At 39.6% G+C, this 22,672-nt stretch carries 16 protein-coding genes and 2 pseudogenes; 9 read left to right on the top strand and 9 right to left on the bottom strand.

Annotated elements, in window-relative coordinates; translation table 11 throughout:
* The first annotated feature begins 171 nt into the window (after positions 1-171).
* From DUN60_RS24805 to DUN60_RS20385, 4 genes and pseudogenes are all read left to right on the top strand, one after another.
* Positions 172-582 carry a LexA family protein gene (locus tag DUN60_RS24805; protein ID WP_016788556.1) on the top strand — a complete coding sequence of 137 codons (411 nt, stop codon included), beginning with the start codon at positions 172-174 and terminating at the stop codon, positions 580-582.
* A complete protein-coding gene (locus DUN60_RS20395) occupies positions 582-1,835 on the top strand; it encodes a Y-family DNA polymerase (RefSeq protein WP_114635269.1) in 1,254 nt (417 codons plus the stop codon). Before DUN60_RS24805 ends, DUN60_RS20395 begins: the two co-directional genes overlap by 1 nt.
* Positions 1,836-2,181: 346 nt before the next feature.
* Positions 2,182-2,883, top strand: a complete 702-nt coding sequence (locus DUN60_RS20390; RefSeq protein ID WP_162808242.1) for a DUF726 domain-containing protein — start codon at positions 2,182-2,184, stop codon at positions 2,881-2,883.
* A gap of 201 nt (positions 2,884-3,084) precedes the next feature.
* Positions 3,085-3,321, top strand: a pseudogene (locus DUN60_RS20385) (peptidylprolyl isomerase); the annotation flags it as partial.
* A gap of 66 nt (positions 3,322-3,387) precedes the next feature.
* Here the strand turns inward: DUN60_RS20385 and DUN60_RS20380 are convergent.
* From DUN60_RS20380 to DUN60_RS20345, 7 genes are all read right to left on the bottom strand, one after another.
* Complete coding sequence (locus DUN60_RS20380; RefSeq protein ID WP_114635267.1) at positions 3,388-5,076, bottom strand: DUF6602 domain-containing protein; 1,689 nt, start codon at positions 5,074-5,076, stop codon at positions 3,388-3,390.
* Between the two features lie 946 nt (positions 5,077-6,022).
* Positions 6,023-6,937 carry an HNH endonuclease gene (locus tag DUN60_RS20375; protein ID WP_114635266.1) on the bottom strand — a complete coding sequence of 305 codons (915 nt, stop codon included), beginning with the start codon at positions 6,935-6,937 and terminating at the stop codon, positions 6,023-6,025.
* Positions 6,934-8,484 (bottom strand): ATP-dependent nuclease, encoded by a 1,551-nt coding sequence (locus DUN60_RS20370; protein WP_114635265.1) that lies wholly within the window; start codon positions 8,482-8,484, stop codon positions 6,934-6,936. Before DUN60_RS20370 ends, DUN60_RS20375 begins: the two co-directional genes overlap by 4 nt.
* A gap of 510 nt (positions 8,485-8,994) precedes the next feature.
* Positions 8,995-9,183 carry a hypothetical protein gene (locus tag DUN60_RS20365; protein ID WP_114635264.1) on the bottom strand — a complete coding sequence of 63 codons (189 nt, stop codon included), beginning with the start codon at positions 9,181-9,183 and terminating at the stop codon, positions 8,995-8,997.
* Positions 9,184-9,191: 8 nt separating this feature from the next.
* Positions 9,192-9,929: a hypothetical protein gene (locus DUN60_RS20360; RefSeq protein ID WP_050648095.1), complete on the bottom strand. Its 738-nt coding sequence runs from the start codon at positions 9,927-9,929 to the stop codon at positions 9,192-9,194.
* A gap of 626 nt (positions 9,930-10,555) precedes the next feature.
* Positions 10,556-11,275: an NYN domain-containing protein gene (locus DUN60_RS20350; RefSeq protein ID WP_016788570.1), complete on the bottom strand. Its 720-nt coding sequence runs from the start codon at positions 11,273-11,275 to the stop codon at positions 10,556-10,558.
* A 57-nt stretch (positions 11,276-11,332) separates the two neighbouring features.
* Positions 11,333-12,445, bottom strand: a complete 1,113-nt coding sequence (locus tag DUN60_RS20345) for a helix-turn-helix domain-containing protein (protein WP_114635263.1) — start codon at positions 12,443-12,445, stop codon at positions 11,333-11,335.
* Positions 12,446-13,326: 881 nt separating this feature from the next.
* Between DUN60_RS20345 and DUN60_RS20340 the strand changes: the two genes are divergently transcribed.
* From DUN60_RS20340 to DUN60_RS20330, 3 genes are all read left to right on the top strand, one after another.
* Entirely contained in the window at positions 13,327-13,827 is a 501-nt protein-coding gene (locus DUN60_RS20340) for a hypothetical protein (RefSeq protein WP_114635262.1), read from the top strand.
* Positions 13,814-15,379 (top strand): relaxase/mobilization nuclease domain-containing protein, encoded by a 1,566-nt coding sequence (locus DUN60_RS20335; RefSeq protein ID WP_244212223.1) that lies wholly within the window; start codon positions 13,814-13,816, stop codon positions 15,377-15,379. The genes DUN60_RS20340 and DUN60_RS20335 overlap by 14 nt, the downstream gene beginning before the upstream one ends.
* Before the next feature lie 555 nt (positions 15,380-15,934).
* On the top strand, positions 15,935-16,777 hold the full coding sequence (locus DUN60_RS20330) for a hypothetical protein (protein ID WP_244212222.1): 843 nt from the start codon (positions 15,935-15,937) through the stop codon (positions 16,775-16,777).
* A gap of 297 nt (positions 16,778-17,074) precedes the next feature.
* On the opposite strand, the gene DUN60_RS20325 is transcribed toward DUN60_RS20330, so the two are convergent.
* A complete protein-coding gene (locus DUN60_RS20325; protein WP_114635261.1) occupies positions 17,075-18,088 on the bottom strand; it encodes a hypothetical protein in 1,014 nt (337 codons plus the stop codon).
* A gap of 423 nt (positions 18,089-18,511) precedes the next feature.
* Here DUN60_RS20325 and DUN60_RS20320 point away from each other — a divergent pair, with 423 nt between their 5' ends.
* Positions 18,512-19,210 (top strand): SPOR domain-containing protein, encoded by a 699-nt coding sequence (locus tag DUN60_RS20320; protein WP_141652850.1) that lies wholly within the window; start codon positions 18,512-18,514, stop codon positions 19,208-19,210.
* Between the two features lie 393 nt (positions 19,211-19,603).
* Here DUN60_RS20320 and DUN60_RS20315 read toward each other — a convergent pair whose 3' ends face one another.
* Positions 19,604-20,635: an IS110 family RNA-guided transposase gene (locus tag DUN60_RS20315; RefSeq protein ID WP_114635260.1), complete on the bottom strand. Its 1,032-nt coding sequence runs from the start codon at positions 20,633-20,635 to the stop codon at positions 19,604-19,606.
* A 284-nt stretch (positions 20,636-20,919) separates the two neighbouring features.
* Between DUN60_RS20315 and rpsA the strand changes: the two are divergent.
* A pseudogene (rpsA, locus tag DUN60_RS20310) lies at positions 20,920-22,212 on the top strand (30S ribosomal protein S1); the annotation flags it as partial.
* Positions 22,213-22,672: the final 460 nt, after the last annotated feature.

Here is a 22,672-nt window from a genome sequence, read left to right as displayed (position 1 = left end):
ATCACGATTCAGTCGCTCGCATAACGGATTGGTTCAAACAGGCTCAACTTTTAAAAGTGAGCTTTATTAACTCGAACATCGGCTAATTAAACCGCACTTAGTTTTACAAACATTGACGGCTTCAGAACGTATACTGTATATTTATACAGTATACGTTCTAAGGTCGTAAATATGCACATTCTACCGCTTTCCCCATCCAGTATTTCTTGCTCACTCACCTCATGGGAATCACCAGCGGCTGAGTATGTTGAGCTTGGTGTTTCCCTGGATTCAGTCCTAGTCAATAACCCTAATGCCACATACCTTGCTTATGCTAATGGAGATTCCATGGAAAGAATTGGCATCTTCAACGGCGACTTGTTAGTCATCGATAGAAAGCCACAGGCTCAGCATTTTGATACCGTTATTGTCAGCTTAAATGGTGCATTTATGTGCAAGATCCTTGATGTGCATAACAAGCTTTTGCTTTCAGCAAATCCTCATCATTTACCTATTGAGATCCATCCAGAAGATGCCTTTGCGATTGAAGGGGTTGTGATACGTTCTGTTCGTCTGCATAAACCACTGCCTGAGTTCATGTAATGTTTGCTCTTATAGATTGCAACGCTATGTATGTCGCTTGTGAACAGGTATTTCGACCTGATTTACGACACCTACCCTGTATTGTCTTATCAAACAATGATGGTGCCGTTGTAGCAGCAAATAGGTTGGCAAAAGAAGCTGGAGTTAAGAAATTTGAGCCCTATTTCAAGCAAAAGACACTCATTGAAAAGCGTGGTGTGAACGTTTTTTCATCAAACTATGCTTTATATGCTGATCTGTCTGCAAAAATGATGGCCACAATTACTGCTTTCTCACCGAGGAGCCACATTTACTCAATAGACGAATGCTTTTTAGATATCAGCCGTTTTGCACATATTGAGTCAGACTTAACCTCTTTCGGTCAACGAATTCGTCAAACCGTCTGGAAAGAATGTCGACTGCCCGTTTGCTTTGGTGCTGGTGATACTTTGACACTATCCAAAATGGCTAACAGAGTTGCAAAAGTTGACAAAGAATTGAATGGTGTCTGCATCATAGATTCTGAAGACAAACGCCAACAATATTTAGCATCACAACCTGTATCTGAAGTTTGGGGCGTTGGAAGAAGATTGACACAACGTATGAAGTTAATGGGGATAGAAACAGCTCTAGATCTAGCAAATTTAAACCCTGAGCAAGCGAGGTGCTCTTTCAATGTAGAAATAGAACGAACAGTTCGTGAGTTGAATGGCCAACCTTGTAAAATTTGGGACGAATGCAGAGTGGACAAACAACAGATATTTAGCACTCGCAGCGTCGGCAACCGAATAACATCACTTGAAGAGCTAAAGCAAGCTCTCGCCTTTCACGCTGCCACAGTGGCAAGAAAAGCACGTAACCAGAAAAGCTCATGCGCTATTCTCATGGCTTTTGCCAACACGTCGCCTTTCGATGACATACCGCAAAACTTCAAAGACACTTGCACATTTGAATTTCCGACGAATGACACAGGTAAGTTGACCAAAGCAGTGACGTTGATGGCAACAAGGTTGTTTAAACCAGGTGTCAGCTATTACAAGATTGGCGTAGGAGCATTGAATCTAGTATCTGATAAGCAACGTCAGCAAGACTTATTTTCGGAGCAAGACAACCCTGCGTTGATGCAAGCCATAGATAAACTCAATATCAAATTGGGTCGGGATTCGATATTCCTAGCCGCTCAAGGAACCACGCATGACTGGGCTATGAAGCGTAACTTTTTATCCCCTCAATACACGACAAAGTTAAAAGATCTACCGAGAGTGCTCTGTTAATTGAGCCCCTGAAGAATCGAGACCTGTTCTTATCAAGCTTTTGGAGAAAAGCAAGTTGATAGCTTCATGAACTAGCTCTGAGTCAATCAACTGAGATCGAGGCTGTGATCTACACATAATTTATAAGTTCACCCCTATTTTTTATCAACAGAAGTTAAAGTCCAGGATATGTAACCAATACTATGATTCTATTAGAATTTTATTCATAAATGATTATATAAATCGTGCCCATCATCACTTTAGTGATTAGCTATTTCATTCATAATTACAGGTTTTTTCAATTCATAGGTAACAATAATCGATGGGTCTAAATCTTAGTAAAATACGATCAGGAACAGATACTACTGTGATTGTTATCAATGGCTTCCTTTCGGAGTCAGATAACGACTTAACTGACTGGTTGAGTATTGTTGAGAACACTTACAAAGACGCAACTGTATTGCATCTAGAGTGGCCAGCAAGCAACATCGGTAAGAATATTAAACGTATTGCCAGTTCGAAGGTCGCAACTTTTGCCCTATCCGCATTTGTTCCAGGTATGGCCTTACTTTCATCGGCAAAATCAGCTGTAGATCTGACCGCCATGACGAGTGAATGGAGAAAATCGATAGTCAACACCGAGGAAGCTGGTGAATTCTTAGCTAAATATATCGACTCAAACAGTGGTAACTACGTTGTCATGGGCCACTCTCTTGGTGCTCGTGTAAGCTACCATACATTGCGCAACCTTAAACGCGTTGAACGATTAAACAATGTTTTCTTACTGGGTGGTGCTGTTTCTAACCAAGGTGATTGGAATCAGTTTGCTCTAAACAATTACAGCTTGCGAATATTTAATGTGTACTCAAAAAACGATAGCGTTTTGAAGTATCTTTACCGCACAGGGACTGCGTTCCGTAGCACTCCTATTGGGCGGCATAAAATCAACTCGCCATTTCAGAAGCAAATACAAAATTTCGATGCTTCTCACCTCGTCAGTGGACACATGGAATATAAAAAAGAAGAACTAGGAACTCACATAGCCTCCATTATAAGTTCAGAGATTTAGCATAATTTATTTTTGGCAATGTGGATTTATTTACAAGTAATATTAGTTCATATAGCGGTTTAGGTTCCCCCATCGACAAGTATTTTGGGGGCTTTACAAACTCGTAAATGGACAAAACCGTGTCAGCGACTTTGCTAAATTAGTTTAGGTATGCAGTATGTCAAACTCGCTTAATGAAGTGTTCAGTCTAATTGGCGCAGATCACGCACCGACGCGCCGCATTATGCGACCGCGCAGTTCTTTATTAATCTTGATGATAATGACTTTTCAGGCCATACCGCCCCAACTAGCAAAGGCTGGGGTTACGCGGTATTTGGTAAAGTCACCCTAGGCATGGAAGTGGTCAACGAGATCGCAAAGATCCCAACCTGCACCAGGTTCGGCCATGAAGATATGCCAGTAACAGATGTGGTGATTGAGAAAGTGACGGTAAAATAAATTCCTCATTACCAAACCAGCAACAGCGCCCATTTCTATGAGCGCCGATAAACAATGCGACTGTGCTTAACCTGCAAACAGAGAATCGCAGTAGGCATCAAAACTGTCATCATCCAGATAGACACCAAAAGGCAACGGCAAATAGTTCCTTTGTAGCTCCAGTTTTACGATGCGTTTAAGCTCTCTTTTTACATAACCTGCAATGTCTTGCGCTGCCTCAGTAGACCATTGCTTCATGGCCTTTAGTGGCTGTCGGTTTGATAACAATAAACTCGAGTATTCGTTGGGAATGTCGGTTCTTAGATAGATACCGAGCTCTTTAACATGGTAGGGCATATCCCAATCAATGGTACTGATAAAAATCCTAACTCGGCTGCTGGCAGAATAAAGAAAAGCGAAGTGTTGATAAGGCTTAAGATACTCTTCTCGCTCTGCTTTAGCGATATGGCCTTGCGCGATAAAAAAGCGCCGCATCGAAGCAATAAGATAACCAAAAGATGAGACCGAACTATCGATATCATTGGCGCCTTGTTGAACAAAATAGAGATCTTGCTGATCATCTAAGCTTCTTGGCATCAGCTTGGTTTCTTTGGCCCAGAGCAGCTTTTCAGGGCAATAAATAATGTCTGCAGCGTAGTCAGAAAACCCTTCATCTTGGTCTGAAAGCTCGCGCAAGCAATCAAGGTTTCGATGCCTCTCGGCGTGGTTATCGCCAGATATCAGCACATCCATCGCGGCGGGGTCAATATCTAGGCTCAATACCCCAAAGTAAATCTTACCGCGCAGCATCTGATACGGCGTAAGCTGCCTATCGATGAAGCGGTGCTGCGGCATGACGGCTTTTTTTAACCCCATGCAGCGATCCTCGAATATTTCCTTGGCCTCTTTAGCGCCAAACGCCACATGGTGTTTTTTAAGGGTTCTTTTTACTTCAAATGCCGCAACGACATCATTAGCGTCGACATAATCTGTAATCGCACGGGTTCTGTGTGAGCGATCTTTTTTGCTCAGCACTATGTCAAATTTAGGCAAGCGGTGCCCGTCAAAATGGATAGGCATGTCTTGGTGAACGTCAAACTGCTCGCCAAAATACTCATCCATCATTTTTACCCACGCACCTTCAGCCACGGTGCCAGATTCAAACTTACCACCATTGGTATTTTTGATCTTACGCAGACCTATTTGTTGGGCGGTATTCAGATCTGATAGGTCTCGCTGGAAACGAAGTTCATCCCGATCGTAGCGACTTTTGCGCGCCTTGACGGAATGAAAATCCGCACTCGGAAAATAACGGTTTATTCGCCCTTGTAGCTTAAAGCTGTGCAGGTGCCTCCTGTCTAGGGAAAATAGCGAGGCAAACTCGGTGATAAAACCTTCGACAAACGCCCCTCTCTCGATATCGCTGTCGTTTTCAATCTCACGCTTTAAATGCTGGATAAATTGATCGTGAAAATACTGGCCGATGACAGGCTGAATATACGATGACAGACGAAAAGAAGGGAGACAGAATCTGCGCTCGAGCTCTTGCAAGGTTTGTTCTACAAACGCCCTCTCTGACGAGGTATTCAACACGGAATCCAAACGGCTTTGAACCAAAGCGACCAGCATACGGCCCACTTGCTTGTTAATCTCGGCATGGCTGAAAGTCGCGTAAGGAAGCTCAGAAATGTGTTTGATAGCAGCATCAATGTTGACGGATGCGCCAGTCTCAAGAAGCTGGTTAAGCTCCTCGATGGATTGAGGTAAGTTATTCATAATAGTTTCTCTGTTTTGTCTGTATTTATGCCGAGCGTTGCTCATCCATAAATCAGTTAGTTACATAGTTTCAGTTCGGTTGTGAGTTCATATTCAACTTACGCCTTGTTTAAAAAAACGTCAAGCATGCATGGTAAAAGTTGCAAAAAGTGCAACGCCAATAAGCGATTAGATCGCATCGCTCACATTGAACGCTACTGGCAAAGGGGGAAGAAACAAAAGAGTCGCAACTGAACAGGCCGCAAACCGCTCAAAATCAAGAACGGCAAATTAACTCACCACAACAAAGAACTGCTCTCCCCCTTTAGCGTTAAAGCCAATGGTAAAATACGAGTGCTACCGCCAAGGGGAGTTTGTGGAGGTTGCTCGGCTTTCTCTGTGGTTGAGTGGGCAAAAGACAAGCCTTTGACTTTCTTGCACTGATAAGAACTATTTAAGATGTGCTCTAAACTCGATTTTGGACAAAAACATGTCAGCTCGCTTGCTAATTTAGCGAACTATGGATTAGTTCAAGTATTGTTAACTATGGAAGGAAAAAGGCACTATTCGACCCTATTATTTTTTAACCTGTGACGCAGAAACGGAAAAAGCCCTAGCATTTCTGCTAGGGCTTAAAGTGTGGCGGAGAGATAGGGATTTGAATACTATCTTTACCGAGACCTTTATAAATTAAAGCATTGAAAAAATGGAGTTTTTCTGAAAGAGTCAATTGTCCATTAATGAGTCACATTTGATGTGTATAAAACTAGCATTCGTTTATAACATTCAATTGATGCTTTTGTGATCTTAGTGCTACCCGTGCCATCTTCTTGTTTCTGCTCCCGTTTAGGACGCTTCGATCAAACGAGTGAAAAGATGTGGCACATGTAAAGTTGTAATCCGAAAGCTCACTTAAAGGACATGCATATAATACACATCAGCCCCTTTCGAATTTACTATTGGATTGCTACATCAAGGCCTCCAAATCATCATCCATTACATAAGCCGTAGGATCGTACACATCATTTTGAAATCCTTCATGGCAGTACCAGTCAGATTCATGCAATGCCTGATACATCGCTGTTTCCCACGAATTCTTATGTAGTTTAAATTCGTTGTCAGCATCAACTTTAAGCTGTGCTCTAATGTAATCTAATGGATTTACTTGGGGAGCATTTTCTATAAAAACTTCTCTGAGTGTGGCTAACCGCGATGCAGCTTCTATCGAAAATCTATTTGATAAATGATAATCGACAAAGTGTGATTGTATTCTTTCCTGCATGATACGAGAGTAAGTATTGGGCATATTAATATAAAACTCCATGCGCATGAAGTCATCCTCTTTAAGACGAGCAAATAACCACTGTTGTTGATTTACGTCATCATAGTAAGGATGTAGCGTCTGCTTATTTTTCACCGTAGCAATCCCGCTGCTTTTCCCTTTATTACATTTATTGCAAGAAGGTACTAAGTTCTCAGGCAATACTGACAAGAGCGGAAATTTAGCCTTGGGTAAATAGTGGTCTAGTGTTTCAACTGTCGAAAAACCACAAAATGGACATTTATTATAAGGAGCAATATTAAACAAAAAGTCATATACTTTACGACCTTTCTTGTTTAATCCAACAAGTTGATTTGTATAAAGACCTTTTAACTCTTTCTTAGTTACACCACCATATATAATCGTATCTTCGTGGGATGAATCAGGTTGAATATTATACCAATCGCTCGAATTTGAATAAACAAGGTATAAATCACACTCAGAAAATGCCTTGGGAGAAACAGCATGAAATCTCTTCCTGTCATTTGCATCACCAATACTATTCACACAAAGTGTAAAAACTTTTTTGTAGTCGAATTCAGGTTTTTTTAAGTGCCTCATTCGTCATCCTTAGTCGCAGCTGTTTTTGACAGTAAAGCCATTAAAACAGCCCTTCCCTCAAAACCAATCTGTCCTTTATACTCGTCAAGAATTGTCGCAAAGTCCTTTTCTTCCTCAACCGAAGACTCTAGCAAATCATGAAAACCAGACTTAGTTACTTCGAGACCAAAAACTTCTCGCGTTAATAGACCAACATTTTCTCCAAATGTTTCTCTTTCAGGGCGTTCCTGTTTTCCTGATGCTCTCGTACGACTAAGCTTCCAAACACAACTCTTTGGTACTTCTTGAAGTACCACTGGCGAATGTGTAGCTACAATCGCAACGCCATTTCTCTCCATCAGCAGAGAAGATAGAGCGCGAGTAAATGCAGACAACAAAGGGGGGTGTAAGTGACTTTCAGGCTCATCCATTATAATGAGTGTTTTTTCTTGAATTAACTCAACGAGTCTCGTTATTATCAACATTACGATTGCGTGACCAGAACTCATCCTCAAAAATAATTTTCTTGAAATTTCTTCTATGAGATCTGGATCAATATTGTTATCTAATCTCTTTAAACCCATATCCAAAAAGTTAACGTCTGATTCCAAATAAGTAATAGCTTTAAGCCATCTACTCTTAGCTTGTACTAAGCCAAAAATATTCCTAATACTTGTAGAAAATTCAATGCTTAACTCATCTAGATCTTTGAGAGTAGAATGACTCTGCTTTCCTCCACTCCTATTTGCTTTTAAACCAATATAGGAGTAGTTTATATTTTCATTATCATTTTCGCGGTCTTTTGGCGGCTCAAATGGGTCGAAAGCACTAAATGAAACTGATATTAATTTTGAAAAATATAATGGATCTAATACCTCGTCATCATTTTCATCGGATATATCTACAAATCGACCACAGTTTGTTCTATCTATAAGGTTAGAAATCATTCCGTTTAACAACGTTGTTTTTCCGATCCCATTTCGGCCAATTAATACATGAACGTTAGTGGATGGCTTTGATTTTGGATATACGTTGAAATCTAAACAATAATTTGCTTGATCCGTGGATTGTGCAGTCTCATATCTAAATTGATACTTTTGTAGTAGGTCACCACCATTTAATACTCTTCGGTACTGACTTTCTATTGAAGATAATGAAACAAATCTAGTTAGAGATGTTTTGAATACTGATTGTTCTTTGTACCGCTCCAGTTGAGTTTCATCTGCGACGACATCTCGTAACGAGGTTAAGAATCGGTCTTTATCTCTCTCTTTCAAATTGGATATTTTTTTATAATAATCAACGTCCTGCCCTAAAGAGAAGAAAGCAGTTGGCAATCCAGATTGATACTCTTGATCCATGTTATCTCGAGTTAAACTAGGAGAAACTTGCCCTCTATACCCAATCTTCACATCACCTAATTCATAGCGTGTACCTTCACTATCAAACACTATAACGTTGAATTGAGTCTCAAAGGAGTAGTCATCCCATGAGTTAACCCTTAAGTAGATACTATCAACAGCCTCTGTAGGTATAGGATCAATCCATGTGCTCTTAACGATTTTCATTTATATGGTTCCAAATAGGTTATTGTCGCTAATTACTTATTATTTTTTAAATAAAGGGATTATATCAACCAATTACATAAGTAACTAGAGTCATAAAGATTCGGCATACTATCGATTTGTTAGCATCTGATTAAGAGTTTCACCGCTCGGCACTTCCGAGCAGTCTTAGCATTCACTGGTCGTCCTGTAGTGAAAAAGCTATATTGACCACTCAGCTAAGAGGTTATTGATAAGATCTGCTAATGAAAAGTACTAACGGGAATTCGAGGAACGCTCCATCCTAAACTCGTCTTGGGGTATTTTTGTGTTAAAAAGTGCCATGGGTAAAAATTCAACCCATAAAGGTTCTGGACAGGAGTTAAGGTCTTAATACTGACTATCCAAGAAAAGATCTGTAACGGGGAGCCAAAAACATCAGAGCAAAAGGCCTGGCCTCACCCTTATCAAGTACGATGGCAATCAAATGTGCTTTTGCTCATTCCGTCTTTGATGACTCAAGTATATATGCCGTTAATCTACTGACTTATTGGTGCTAATTAGCGCATCATTTAGTTCAGCAAGTACACGTAAGACAAATTCCTTATCCTTGGGTGAATCAAAGCGGTATTCTAAGTAGTCATCTAAACCGTTTACTGCCTTTACATAAGCTTCAATAACTTGAGCCTTGTTGATCATGTTGTTGGCATTTATTGCGGTCATAACACTCACTACCCTGTAACTTTATTAATAACTAAGCTTCGAAAGTCTTGCTGCTCTTTAGAGTTTGCTCTCGGGTGAGCTATCCTGTAGCAATCCATACCATTACTAGTAAATCTCCAGTACTTTTTGCTCTCCAGTTCCTTCGTTTCATACCCTCCAAAATACTTGTTCATGACAAGTTTAATTGTCTCATCGTTTTTACGATTACATCCAACTGCGAACACAATACTATCGGGTTTACAAAATTTGATCGTCTCAACCAAAAGCTCTGCGGATAACTTTTGAATAACCGAGAACTCTTCTTTACCGCGCCGTTGTGGCGATACCCCGTTATAATCCCAAGCATACAAGTTGGCATAAATAAGTTGTTGAGGGCTGAGAGAAAGCTCTTGAGCAAGCTTGGAGTAGAATCGTTTAAAGTGAGAACGATGAGAAACTTTTAACTCTCCGCCTTTCTTGTCCAATAAATGCCAAGAATATCGTTCAAACGCTTCATCAATGATAGATCGTAGGTTTTTAGTATCATTATGCTTAACAATGCGACTTATCGTATTTTTATTGTTGAGCGTATTCCATCTAGCAGTTTCCCTTCCTACTATCATTACGCGCCTGTTGGCAGAACTAAACTCCTCAAACGGATAAGGTAGAAAAACTCCTGAATACCTGTCTTCACCATTGATAAAGTCAGTACTATTAAGATCTTTTAGTACCGATTCATAGTTAGATTTTAGTAAGTTTAAGTCCATTTTTTTACCGTAATACTTTGTTTTTCAAGGTATAGAGTATAACTTACCCATACTCATCAAACATTGAACCTTGTCAAAGCCACTGATATACATAAGGCCACGCTATGCAAAATATTTGTGAAGGACTTTTAAAAATTTGTCCTGAACTAAAGTTTGTAAATGGATACATTATCTTTGGTTCGCTTTCAGACCTACCACCATACAACCATACAACCAGTCGTATTACATAAATTGGTGAACAGATAGTGATGACTACTCAGAAGTGGATACAAAGGCCAAAGATATTGAAGAGTACATTACAGATATTTTGAAGCAATACACGTCCCCTAGCCCATCGCCTCATGGGTACTTCAAGATTAAATCTAGAATCATAGAATTTCAGCTAACAACACAAGATATCGTAGACACAATCTTGGATAACATAGATAAGGCAAATCAGCTGAAGGATTTTCGTATATAAAAACCTATACTCTTCCCTGTATAAAGAAAGAGTATGAGAAAGAAAATGTCTAACATCCAACTAGACTTACCATTAGGCCTAGTTGGATAACGAACGATGTAAAACGACTTCCTACTCACAAAATTCAAGGCCAAATATTCACCTAATTTGCCGCCATGACAATGCCCTATTTTTGTTTCTTTGACCGCTTTTTGTCTCTCACCCACAGTACAGAACCGTTCGTTTTTTTCATTTCAAATAGATCAATTGCCACAAACAGATCGCTTAGTTTTTTGAACCCGTAATTCCGTTGGTCAAATGAAGCATGATTAGATATATGGTTGCCAATTGGCCCCAAACTAGCCCATCCATTCTCCTCTTCAGTTGCCTCTACTGCTTGGCGCAGTAGATTCATTAAACGTGTATCTCTATGTAGCTGCTTGTCTTTTACTACTGGATGACGAGCCTCTTTGGGGTCATCATCTAGATACAAGAACTTAGAACAACTATTAACAAATGGCGACGGAGCCTTTCTTTCTCCAAAACCAATAACGGTTTTACCATCAGCCAAGGTTCGAGTTACTAAGGGCGTAAAGTCGCAATCAGATGAAACTAAGCAAATTACATCAATATCTTTTGTATATAGGACATCCATTACATCGATCACTAATGCCATGTCAGTCGCGTTTTTACCTCTTGTTAGATCAAATTGCTGAATTGGCTGTATCGCATGTTCATGCAGAACATCCTCCCATGCCTTAAGGTTCTGGTTTTTCCAGTTGCCATATGCCTTCCGAATATTAACAACTCCATAACGAGCAAGCTCAGACAGGATTTTATCTATCTTTTTTGCTGGAGCGTTATCGGCATCGATGAAAAGGCCAATTTTTTCTTTTTCTTCTTTCATTTTATTATCCTAGCTATCTGAAGTTATATAACCCTTTGCTCATCCTAGACTTGGTTATTAAACCAGCACGTAAGCTCCAGGAATATGCCCTCCAGCTTTAGCTATGTTTTGCTTAAGTTCGTAGAGGTTATCTTGCTCTAAACCTTGCCATTTCCTAAGTTCTTCTATCTGCCTAAACAAATCCAAAGTATTAACATTCTTAATCAGTGCTATTCGATCACGTTCGCCAACGGCGGCGTCGTAGTTACACCATTCGAAACCCTCGGGGATAGTAGATTCATGAGAAAGGTCTAATGGCTCTAAGTTACCTTGAGACATGTGAATCAATAGGTGATAGTTCATGTTCTCACTCAAATACACCTCTACACGTATAGTGTTCCAATTATCCAATTTTGGTAGGTCACGTATGGATGGAAGGTAATCACTAATTAGCCTGATTAACTCTTTCTCTACCAGTTCGTTCGCTGGCCCATCATGCATTGAATGTTCTGGCATAAATGCAGCTATACGATTTCCCGTAACCACAACAGGTGTTTTCGGTACTAAAACATCAAGTCCACAGTTGGTTTCCCTACCGAATTGAAATTCAGGCAGTACATCGATAAGCGACCACAATTGTCGAAGAATATGAAAAGTATCTTTATTACTAATTGAAACCCCATACGGCTCAGTTATTGATGAAAATTGGTTAATCGAAGATCCTGTAACTTTGTCGTTAAACCCAACATCTTTACATATTTCAGCGAAGCCTTCCGATCGCACCAACTGGTTTATACTTCTAATTTTTTCGGTTCTCGACTCACTTTCAAAACTACATTTATCAATCAATTGTTCAATAACACGGATATTAGACATATATTGATAAACGTCACAATGGAATCGATTGAAAGTTACTGGGATGTACAGTTCAAAGAACAACTCTAAGCTGTTGTATAACTCAACATGCTCAAACCGACCTGGATCTCTTTTAGGTGCACCACATAGCTCAATGATCTGTCTTATTTGGTTAGGCGATACTTTTAGTGGCTTTTTGGCATTCTTCAGCTCGCTGATCCTAGACTCTTTTATGCCAAAGTCTTCTGCAAGTTCTTTCTGTTTCTTGCCTAGGCTTTCGTAGAATGCAATTGCGTGATTTATCCATCTGATAGATTCTTCTTTAGTCATGTTCATTATCTGATCTCCTCTTCATTCGTTGTGAACAAGGCTATCACTAACCAAGATTTTTGTAATTACAGAAATCATGTAATTAGATGTAATTTATTACAATGACGGAGAATGTGGTAATGATGTATAAATGAGAAAAAGCCCAAAACGCAGCCCTATTTTCTATCTTAATCCTTAATTTTGACAAATCACTATGCTGGACTTGTCAGCTCTGAGCTATTAGAAAATATTTTTGTTTATTTAAAATATTCAATTTGACATTTCTATAGACATTTTATTAATTGTTTATAGATTAATTTTTTATTTGTTGCATTTTACAAACCAATCCCAAAAAAATATTAATTTAAACAAGTTAAAATTTTAACTTATTAATAATAATACGTAATCGAAAAAAGTTTTAAAACATACCAAATCAAAACTTCAATGTCAGTTGATTAATGAAATTATTAATATTAATATTGATTGGTACCGTTATTATTCATAGATCTTTAAAAACAAGGGAATAAATAATTTAATCGCACACCTATTGTGCGAGAAATAAACATAAACATTTTCGGCGCACACGTGTACTGCGAATTATCTAAGAATAAGAACTTTGAGTTAGCCAAAAAACCAAAATATATCATATTCATATTTTTCAAAGAGTTAATAATATAGCGAGCTACACCTTCAAGGGACACGAAACTCCGTTTCTACCCTTTTCGATACTCGCTCTCCGAGGGCTCTTGAAAAATCCACTCCGTGATTTTCCGCTGGTGCCGCACTTTCAGTGCGAAGAGACAAGTTTCACCCATCTATGGCAACTCCAGAACATTTAGAAACAGTAATAAAAAATCACAGCAAAAATGCTGAATTCAAAAACAATAATAATAAATGTAGGCATTCAAATGACAAATAATAAAAACAAGGGCGGAGCTCCCAAGTTAGCTCCAGATCAAAAGCAAAGCAAAGACTTGAGATGCAGAGTCACAAGCACTCAGATGGCAGAGGTTGATAGACAGGTTGCTGAATCAGGCTATGAGCACAGAGCGGATTTTGTTCGAGACTGTGTTTTCAACTCAGTCAAGCCCAAGGCAATAATCACAGAACCAAGTCGTGCATTTCTTCATAGCTCTCAAAGCTACTTCAGTAACTTCAATCAATTCGTTCATGCCCTTCATAGAGACAAAGATACACTATTACAAGTATCTGTTGATGTTGTAATTGAAACAAGTACAAAGCTACTCGAACAGTTGAAGATAGTCAGAAGGGAAATTGAGGGCAATATCAGCAATGACACCATAATAGCCCTAGTGATAAATAACCTATCAAAGGATGAGTTTGTTCAACTACAAAAAGACTTTCAGATTCGCCACCCTCAATCGCAGGAGGCTCATGATGATTTTTAAAGAGTGCAAACCAAAAAATGAAGTTCAAACCGACCTCGATATACTTCAAACACTAACGTATGCAGCACGGGCCGATGATAAAGCCCCATATAAGGCTACTGAAGATGAGATGGATGATACCGAGCTAGATGCAAATCAATTACTCAACTATTCGCTAAGAAACAAGACCGACTCGGAAAGCACTTACGTTACATCTAACGAACTAGATTCTGCTGTAAAAATGGTCTTCAAGCCCGATGAGTTGGATCAGAACTGGGGCAATGTAATTGATGAGTTCGTAGCTATCAGCAGAGAGAATAAAAACTGCAAACAGCACATGAAGCACTTTGTTCTCTCACTACCACCGAATGAAGACCTAGACCACTCTCAATGGACTAGGGCAGCTCACCAATTCATGAAAGACTTGGGCTACGAGGATTGCAAGTGGATTGCTTTCAAGCACGATAAAGACAGCAATCCTCACCTTCACATTGTTGTCAGCCGAATTAACGTCTTCACTAAGAAAGTCAAAAGACGCTGGGGCGACTGGGATAAAGCCTTCGAATCAGTTAGAAAACTTGAGAAAGAATTTGAATTGACCCAGCTAGCCTCCCCTGGCGACATCATGAAACCAGAGAAGCAAAAAGATGGCTCAATCAAGATGGTTCCGAACGACCAGGGATTAAATGCCAAGGCTCCGCACAAGGCGGATATCGCCAGACGGGTGACAACTGTACATAGTTATTTTTTCAAAGAGTCATCAATCAAACCCACCTTATCAGAGTGGATGCTCGCACTCAGAGAAGCAGGCGTAGGCGTTCAGCTCAAGTTCAGCAATGCAGGCAAGGTGAGCGGCATGTCTTATAGAGTGAAGCTCCAGAAGCCGTACAAAGGCAAAGAGAACTACATCCTTAATGCCTCCTCTATCGGCTATAAAGGAAGGTTTGGATTCAAAAAAATCACGGAAAGACTCGCTCATGTCACTGATGAACAACTGGGCCTTGCTAGAGAAATATCAGCTCGTGAAACCAGGATGAGAGATGATGAAGAAAAGGACATCATCGCATTCAAGAAGCTTGATGACATAAGATTGTTGGGCAAAAAGGTTTACGATGTTCAAGTCAAGATGGACGAACTTCATTTCTCCAAACATATTCTCAAAATCCTGCGTAAGAAACGAAACTTTAGAGCCCATCGAAAAGATGGAGTTTTCATTGTCAGTCGTCGATTTGCAATCAAAAATCTCGAAGAAACACCGAGAATGACAGGCCCTGAGTATCGTGCTTATCTTGAGCTAAAATGGGCCGAGATGTTTATCGATATGATTCTCGAATTTTTTGGATTTGACACTCGGGAAGTGCGCCCACCATCGACAGATATAAAGTTTGCAGAAGTACTTCTCGACAGTGAGTACCAAAATCTCTTCGGCTTTACTGTGAATCAAGAATATCTTCATGATGGCCGTAAAAACGAAGTCATTGATACTATCGACCTCGAAATGCAAATTAAAGGCAAACAAGGCTCAGGAGACGGGACAAAGAGCACTGCTAGAGCACGAAACTATCGAAAATGACTTATCCCCTTCCCTATAAACGAAAAACGCCCCTGTGAGTAGGGGCGATGAATCTCCAGATTACCTTTTTATACGCTTTTCGCAGTCGCTCTGCATTATCTTCTCCCGAAGCATCTTGCGATGGCAGCGCGGGTGGAGGGGCTTTTTCAATCCGACTAATCCCTCTCTTACCTTAGATTTAGTGTAACTGAAATAGCTTATGCGAACAAACCTTGCTGTTTGGAAGAGTCCGTAAATATACCAACAATAAACCTACGAACTTTAAATTATTGATATTTCGTTATTTATATTTAAATTTCATAACTTTGTTTGTTGATTATTAATTATTACCTTATATGTTTTTTTATAACAATCACTCGCACTAAATTTATTTAAACAGAGAAAACTTCAACTAGATGAATATTAACTTTAATACAACAATAGGAAAGAAAATTGTTAAGCCCTACTAATTGATAACATTTACTTGTCAACTATTAATAATAGTCATTGCTATATTCATTCATTCCAATTAATATATCTGCATACTAATAAAAATAATAAGAAATGGTTAGAAGTATGAATAAAGATCGAATAATCGAACTTGAATACAAATTAAAAAATGACATTAAAATGCAGGGTAGTGATAATTTAACTGTACATTACCAAATTCAAAAGCCAGATTTCCAGCACATTGATGAGCTTCAAACTAATGATAAAAAACAAGTTTCATTACACATTCGAGCCACAGTGAAAAAGGACGGAAAGAAAGTTAAAGACGAGAGCGGCGTGATATTGAGCGCTAAACTGCATTTAGCAACGAAAAAGCCAGTTTCAAAAAAAGAAGCTTTCGAGATGTTTGGTACTGAGCTATACCAACCTGAAATCATGCAACTGAAGGATACTCATTTCAGTGCACTACAGGATTATTGCCAGGTTGCTGCATACAAAAATAATATTAGAAAGCAAAGAGAAGTCCAAAAAGGTCGAGACAAAATAGAGTTACAACATGGAATTACCACACATAGTCTCGCTGCCCCAATCCATCATGTTTGCGAGCAAATTGGTGAAATTGAATCTGTCGATCGAGTTACGGCATTTGAAGCTGAATCTTTACTGCAAGCAGTCTTCAGACTTGAAGAAATTCTTAGAGCTAAAGGCATGGACGAGAAGGCTCTTCACAAACCTCTATCGGACTTCTCGATGCTGAACGACACTATCGCATCACAAGTGCACATAAAATATCAAGTAGCAAACAAGTCAAGAAAGAATCAGGTTGAAGCCGATATTTTTGGAAGCCTTACAGACGAAGATTTACTTAGCATTCAAGAGATGACTCACAAAGATCACTCCTACCCGAGGCAAGAGCTAGAGAAAAGGAAGAAAAAGATATTGGCAACTTCGCCGCAGGCGGTATCTTAAAATATAAACACATCGCTACATTGATAAGTAGTTTGTTGTTGGAATTCTTAAAGTTTCTTTCGTTTTTTAAGAATTCTTAATCCGCTTAAGAATTGCTAAGAATTTACATTAATCGCTCCGAGCACTCACAGCTAAACATCCAGATCAAACCTCCCTCTGAGGTTGACCATTAAATGTAAGTTCTCCTCTCGCTATCTAACTTATGCCCCTTCCTTCTTAGAGTTGATCTTCACTAAACACATAAGCTCATATCAACTATTACTTTTCTAATCTAATGCCTGGGTGTCGATCCTTAGACTATGTACTCTTGTCAATCAGGGTGTGAGCGGCGACAGCAGTCTGTAATGATGTAACACAATCCTCGTGTGTTGATTTGTAACCTTTGTGTACTATGTTGTTGCGTAGGACTCTAAATTTGTGAAGGTCGGAATGAAGGTTATTACCTAAAAACTTCTTTAGTGTCTTAATTACATCGAAAACTGTAGGGCTATCTTGTTTTCTTTTGTTAAAGCGCACTCGGATGCCATTTTCTGGCACATACTCGAAAATTCGAAGCTCAACAGATAAGAATGCTTCGATTATTGCTGCATTATGATGGTGTTGAATCAGTGAGAGCTCATATGACCGATTCATAGTTTGCATCCATGGATAAAATCTATCATTGACAAGGTAGTGAGCGATTTCTTGTGAGATTCTTTTAGAGTCAAACTTGGCTTCCAATGGCTTTTGCAGAGTATGGAAAATGTTAGGTTTGAGCTTCCAACCGTCATCATAGAGCTCTTCGATTCTTTGCATGGCTGATTTTTTCTTGAGTTCTAATAAAGTGTAAGTTTTGAATCCACCAACCAAATAAGGGTGCAGGCCAGTGACAAAGTCAGTTTCCTTAACTCCCATGTCTTTGCTCACATATCGATAGACTTGGATAAAATGGTTGAGCGCTCTCAGGGCCTTCTCAATGGTCTTTTCTTCTGAGTCTGCTTCAAATGCCACTTTAATCGTTGTAAGGGTGTTCAAATAGTTGAAGTTAGTTTTACCAGCTTCGGTCGACATTAAAAAGCCAGTCGGAAATTGACCTTTAATAGGGGGAGAGTAGCAAAATGTTTGGTTTGAATGAGGCTCTACAGGGTTTTCAAACTCGTATTTAACTGCGCCTTTACTAATAGTGTTTGGGAATGACATCGTATTTAGCGCTCTTTGATGTGAGGACACACCTATAAAAAAGAACTCCCCGTCAAGTTTGAAGTTACTTTCACCTAGCTCGACATTAATGGGCATAGGGTAGAAGACTTCGTATACCACGCATCCTTTCATTTATTTCTCCACAGCTAAGGCTGATTCTTTATTCGAGATCGTGTTATAACAAAAATATGCGTCAAGATTTGAGATGGCGTAGATGTAATTTGATTTCATAAGCACCCAATGCCTTTCTTGTAGGTGTTAGGCTAAAGAATGTCATTTACTTGTTCTGAGTCACAGCTTAGATTCATAATGGTCACCGCTAGTTCGTTTCTGTCCAGAGGCTTCATAGAGCGAAATTTTTACACATGGTACTTTTCTCTCAAAGTGCCAGCTAACGAAGATCTGTCCGTTTCAAGCTAGTCGGTAATATGTAATTAATGGTTTCAATTACTTTAATGCAAACATACTAAATGATAAGTAAAATATGTGCTCCCTACTTTACAAAGACTGTCGAACACTAACACTGAACAATCAGAACTAGAGGTAGTTATTAAAATGCTAAGACATTTTACATTGGCATGCGTGTTATTGGTGTCTTTTATCAAGTTCACACCTGTAGCACTCGCAAACGATGATTCGCTTGGGTTGTTTATCGATGCAAGCCCGCAATGCCCTTTTAGTCAGGACGAATTAAAGGGTAAGATCCAAGGGGAGTTCGTTAAGGCTCGAGTAAAGCCATCGCAAGATCGCATACACTTCTTACGCATTTCCTTGCACTGTATTGAAGTAACACAGCGCAATGGATTTAAAACTGGGGTGGCTCTGCATCAAGACATAAGATTTGGTACCACACTCGATAACGGCGTAGTCGTCTTGGAGGAGCACAATCGCGGAATGATGCTAGTTGGTTCGGGCGATGTATCTTCAAAGGTTTTCTTTTTCAATAGCATCAAAGATATAGTTTCGGAAGCACTTATAACCTATATAGAAAACCCGAATGCTACTACTTTACAGCAATATAATTACATTATTCAATTAATGGCATTGCGAGATATAAATAACGCAGAAGCAGTAACAAAAGATTTAAGAAAACGTGGCTACAACACACACGTAAAAGATGAAGAGTCATTTAATAGAATCATTGTTCTCCCTGACCCTGAATATGGGTATGAGCAGGTTATTCAAATTGTTGAAGAACTTGAAGATATCACAGGCTCGCGAGGGCAAGCGTTAAGGTTTAGACCCAAATTATAACTAAAAGACCAGCAATACTGGACACATGACTATGCGACTTTCCATCTCTGATCTAATTTATGAGCTTCTAGTTTATAAAAGTCCTTAACAAGGTTTTGTCCAAAACCTTCACAAGCTGAATTTTTACCCGTGGTACGTTCTACTTCAGAAATGCCCCTTTACATATATGGAATCCACGTATTTACAAAGTGATTTTTGCAATGAAAGTTAAGATGCGGTCGTATATTCGGCTTCTTATTGAAGGAGCTACCCTCTAGCCTTTGATGTTTTGCGCACCTACTGTCCTCATCGAGTTAGCAGCTTGGAAAGCATGACGGAAAGGTCAGGTTTTCAGTAGGTTGGTCTTACCTTTTATGCTTCATCATTTTGTAAAATATCACAATTTATTAGTGATTAATCGGTGAGTAAAACTGGTTTGTATTCAGTCTCATACCGAAGCATTGCCCACGCAGTCCGTACCACTTTGTTAGCCAGTGCAATGCAGGTCTTCTTGAAGCCGATACGATCTATGATACTCCTCAACCAAGCATCCTTTTGAGTCTTCGGTTTTTCGGGGAGTCGTCCAACGTAAGACATTGCACCAAGATAGAGAAGGGAGCGTAGCTCCTTCACTCCACCGCACTTATCGATCCCAATCATAAAGACCTTGCCTCCTGAACTGTGTTGTTTGGGTGTAAGACCAACAAACGCTGAAGCTTGTCTTCCATTCTTGAACTGCTTTCCATCACCAAGAGTTGTATAGAGCATTGCAGCAGTTGTTTCACCAACACCTTCAATTTCCATTAATCGTTGGCAAGGTTCTATCTGACGGGTTAAAGCGTTTTTCTCTTTTTCGAATGCAATGAGTTTTGCTTTCAATTCTTTATATTGCTCCCACAACATAGACAGAACGGATACGACATTGGTTGGTATTGATGTTTCTCCATCAAGCACTGTTTGAACTGAAGCTTTTAACCCTTTTTCACCTCTAGAGTTTGCTATACCGTAGCCCAAGATCGTCCCTCGAATGTGAAGCGCTAGGGAAACCACACTGCGAGATAAGAATCTACGGCTGGTTTCTAAAGAATGCATAGATTGTTGTTCTAGTGATTTTGGACGGCTGTACTTAATGCCAATTTGTATTGCGGCGTTAGCGATCGCGAGAGCATCGTTATGATCCGTTTTATGACCCTCTAGGTATCCTTTTACTTTCTTAGGGTTAATGATCCTCACTTCATGCCCAAATTGTTCAGCTAATTGCCCCCAATAGTGACAACCACAGCAACCTTCCATAGCAACAATGGATGACTTTGCTTTAGCTAGGAACTCTTTCGTTTTTTGTCGGCTTAAAGGTTTATTGGAAAGCATTTCACCATGAACACTGATATGACAGACTTGTAGAACATTTTTAGCTAGGTCGATAGCGATAATATTATTGCTCAACATATTGGAACCCTCGTATTTATCTCATTCTCCTAAGTCTAGCTTGGCAAAGGAGGGAGTGGATTCCATACATCAAGCTAGAGTTTTTATTCCTGATCTTTTCAAAGATAAATACTTGGCCTACTTTTTCTAATGAATGCAATGTGGAGTGACATCAGGCCTGAGAGCCTACTTGATTCATGTTACTTTATTAAAGGGTTGTAACCAGTTGCCCTGCAAGCTTATGCTAGCACTACTCTCAAGCTGTCATTGTTACGAGGTACTATATTTTGCCTACTCTAAAAAGAATTAGACATTTAGAACAACTAGGTCGGCCTACTCAAGGTACGTCCATCCAACTTAACATTATCGTCAAAGGTATTGTAGTTGCTATCGAGAACGGTTTCGTTCTTGTTGACGCTGGTCTTAAGTCTGAATCTATTATCCCTGCTGAACGGTTCATGAACGCTGCTGGCGAACTTGAAGTTGCAGTTGGATCTGAAGTTGAAGTAGCGGTAGACGCTGTTGAAGACGGTTTCGATGCAACTCAGCTTTATATAGAGAAAGCGAAGCGTCAGGAAGCTTGGATCGTTCTTGAGAAAGCTCACGAAGAAGGTGAAACTGTTGTTGGTATCATCAGTGCTAAAGTTAAAGGCGGTTTCACTGTTGAACTTAATGGTATCCATGCATATCTTCCTGGTTCTCTGGTAGACGTACGTCCTATCCGCGACACTGCTCACCTAGAAAACAAAGAGCTAGAGTTCAAAGTAATCAAGCTAGACCAGAAGCGTAATGATGTTGTTGTTTCTCGTCGTGCTGTTATCGAATCTGAAAACAGTGTTAAGCGTGACGAACTTCTTGAAACTCTAAAAGAAGGTATTGAAGTTAAAGGTATCGTTAAGAACCTGACTGACTACGGTGCATTCGTTGACCTTGGCGGTGTTGACGGTCTTCTACATATCACAGATATGGCTTGGAAGCGCGTTAAGCACCCATCAGAGTTCGTTAACATTGGTGACGAAATCCTAGTTAAAGTTCTTAAGTTCGATCGTGAGCGCACTTGTGTTTCACTAGGTCTTAAGCAACTAGGCGAAGATCCATGGATAGCAATAGCTAAGTGCTACCCAGAAGGTCACAAGCTTTCTGGTCGTGTTACGAACCTAACTGACTACGGCTGCTTCATTGAAATCGAAGAAGGCGTTGAAGGTCTAGTACACGTTTCTGAAATGGATTGGACTAACAAGAACATCCACCCTTCTAAAGTTGTTAATGTTGGCGACGAAGTTGAGGTTATGGTTCTCGAAATCGACGAAGAACGTCGTCGTATCTCTCTAGGTCTGAAACAGTGTAAAACTAATCCATGGGACTCATTTGCAAAAACGCATGTTAAAGGCGACAAAGTTACGGGTAAGATCAAGTCTATCACTGATTATGGTATGTTAATCGGTCTAGAAGGTGGCATCGAGGGTCTAGTACACCTATCTGACATTTCTTGCGACGCAACTAGCGAAGGAGCTATTCCTAACTACAACAAAGGTGACGAGATATCAACTTTTATTCTATCAGTTGATGCCGCTCGCGAACGTATTTCTTTAGGTGTTAATCTGGAGATAAAAGCATCGCGAATTAAAGGTGTTTATATTGAAGAAGAATATCTAGCATCTTTATCCGACACGTCTGAGTTCTCCTTTTTGAAACCGATAGAAACCTCTATCGCTACCAACATTTGTAAAGCAAAAATTGTTTGTAATGAAAAGTATACACTACAGTCTTTAACAGCCTTCTTAGATAAAGAGTTCTCTGTAAAACTTTCAGTCGAGCCACGACTTGGTGAAGACGTTAAGTTAAGTGTCCTAGCTGGTTACAGTACAAGTAAGACAATTCGCTCTTATGGTTTTGAGATCAGAAAAGAAAATAATAGCATTGAAGTTTTTACTAATAATATGAGTCTTTTAGATCCACTTGATTCCAGTGCAGTTAGTGATGTTGATGCAAACGAAATTCAAAGCCATGGATTGAATATTGATGCTGACAAAATAATAGTCTCAAAGTTTGAGTATT

The sequence above is a fragment of the Vibrio splendidus genome (assembly GCF_003345295.1).
In the GTDB taxonomy this organism is placed as follows: domain Bacteria; phylum Pseudomonadota; class Gammaproteobacteria; order Enterobacterales; family Vibrionaceae; genus Vibrio; species Vibrio splendidus_K.
This window is presented reverse-complemented; position numbering and strand designations above follow the sequence as displayed.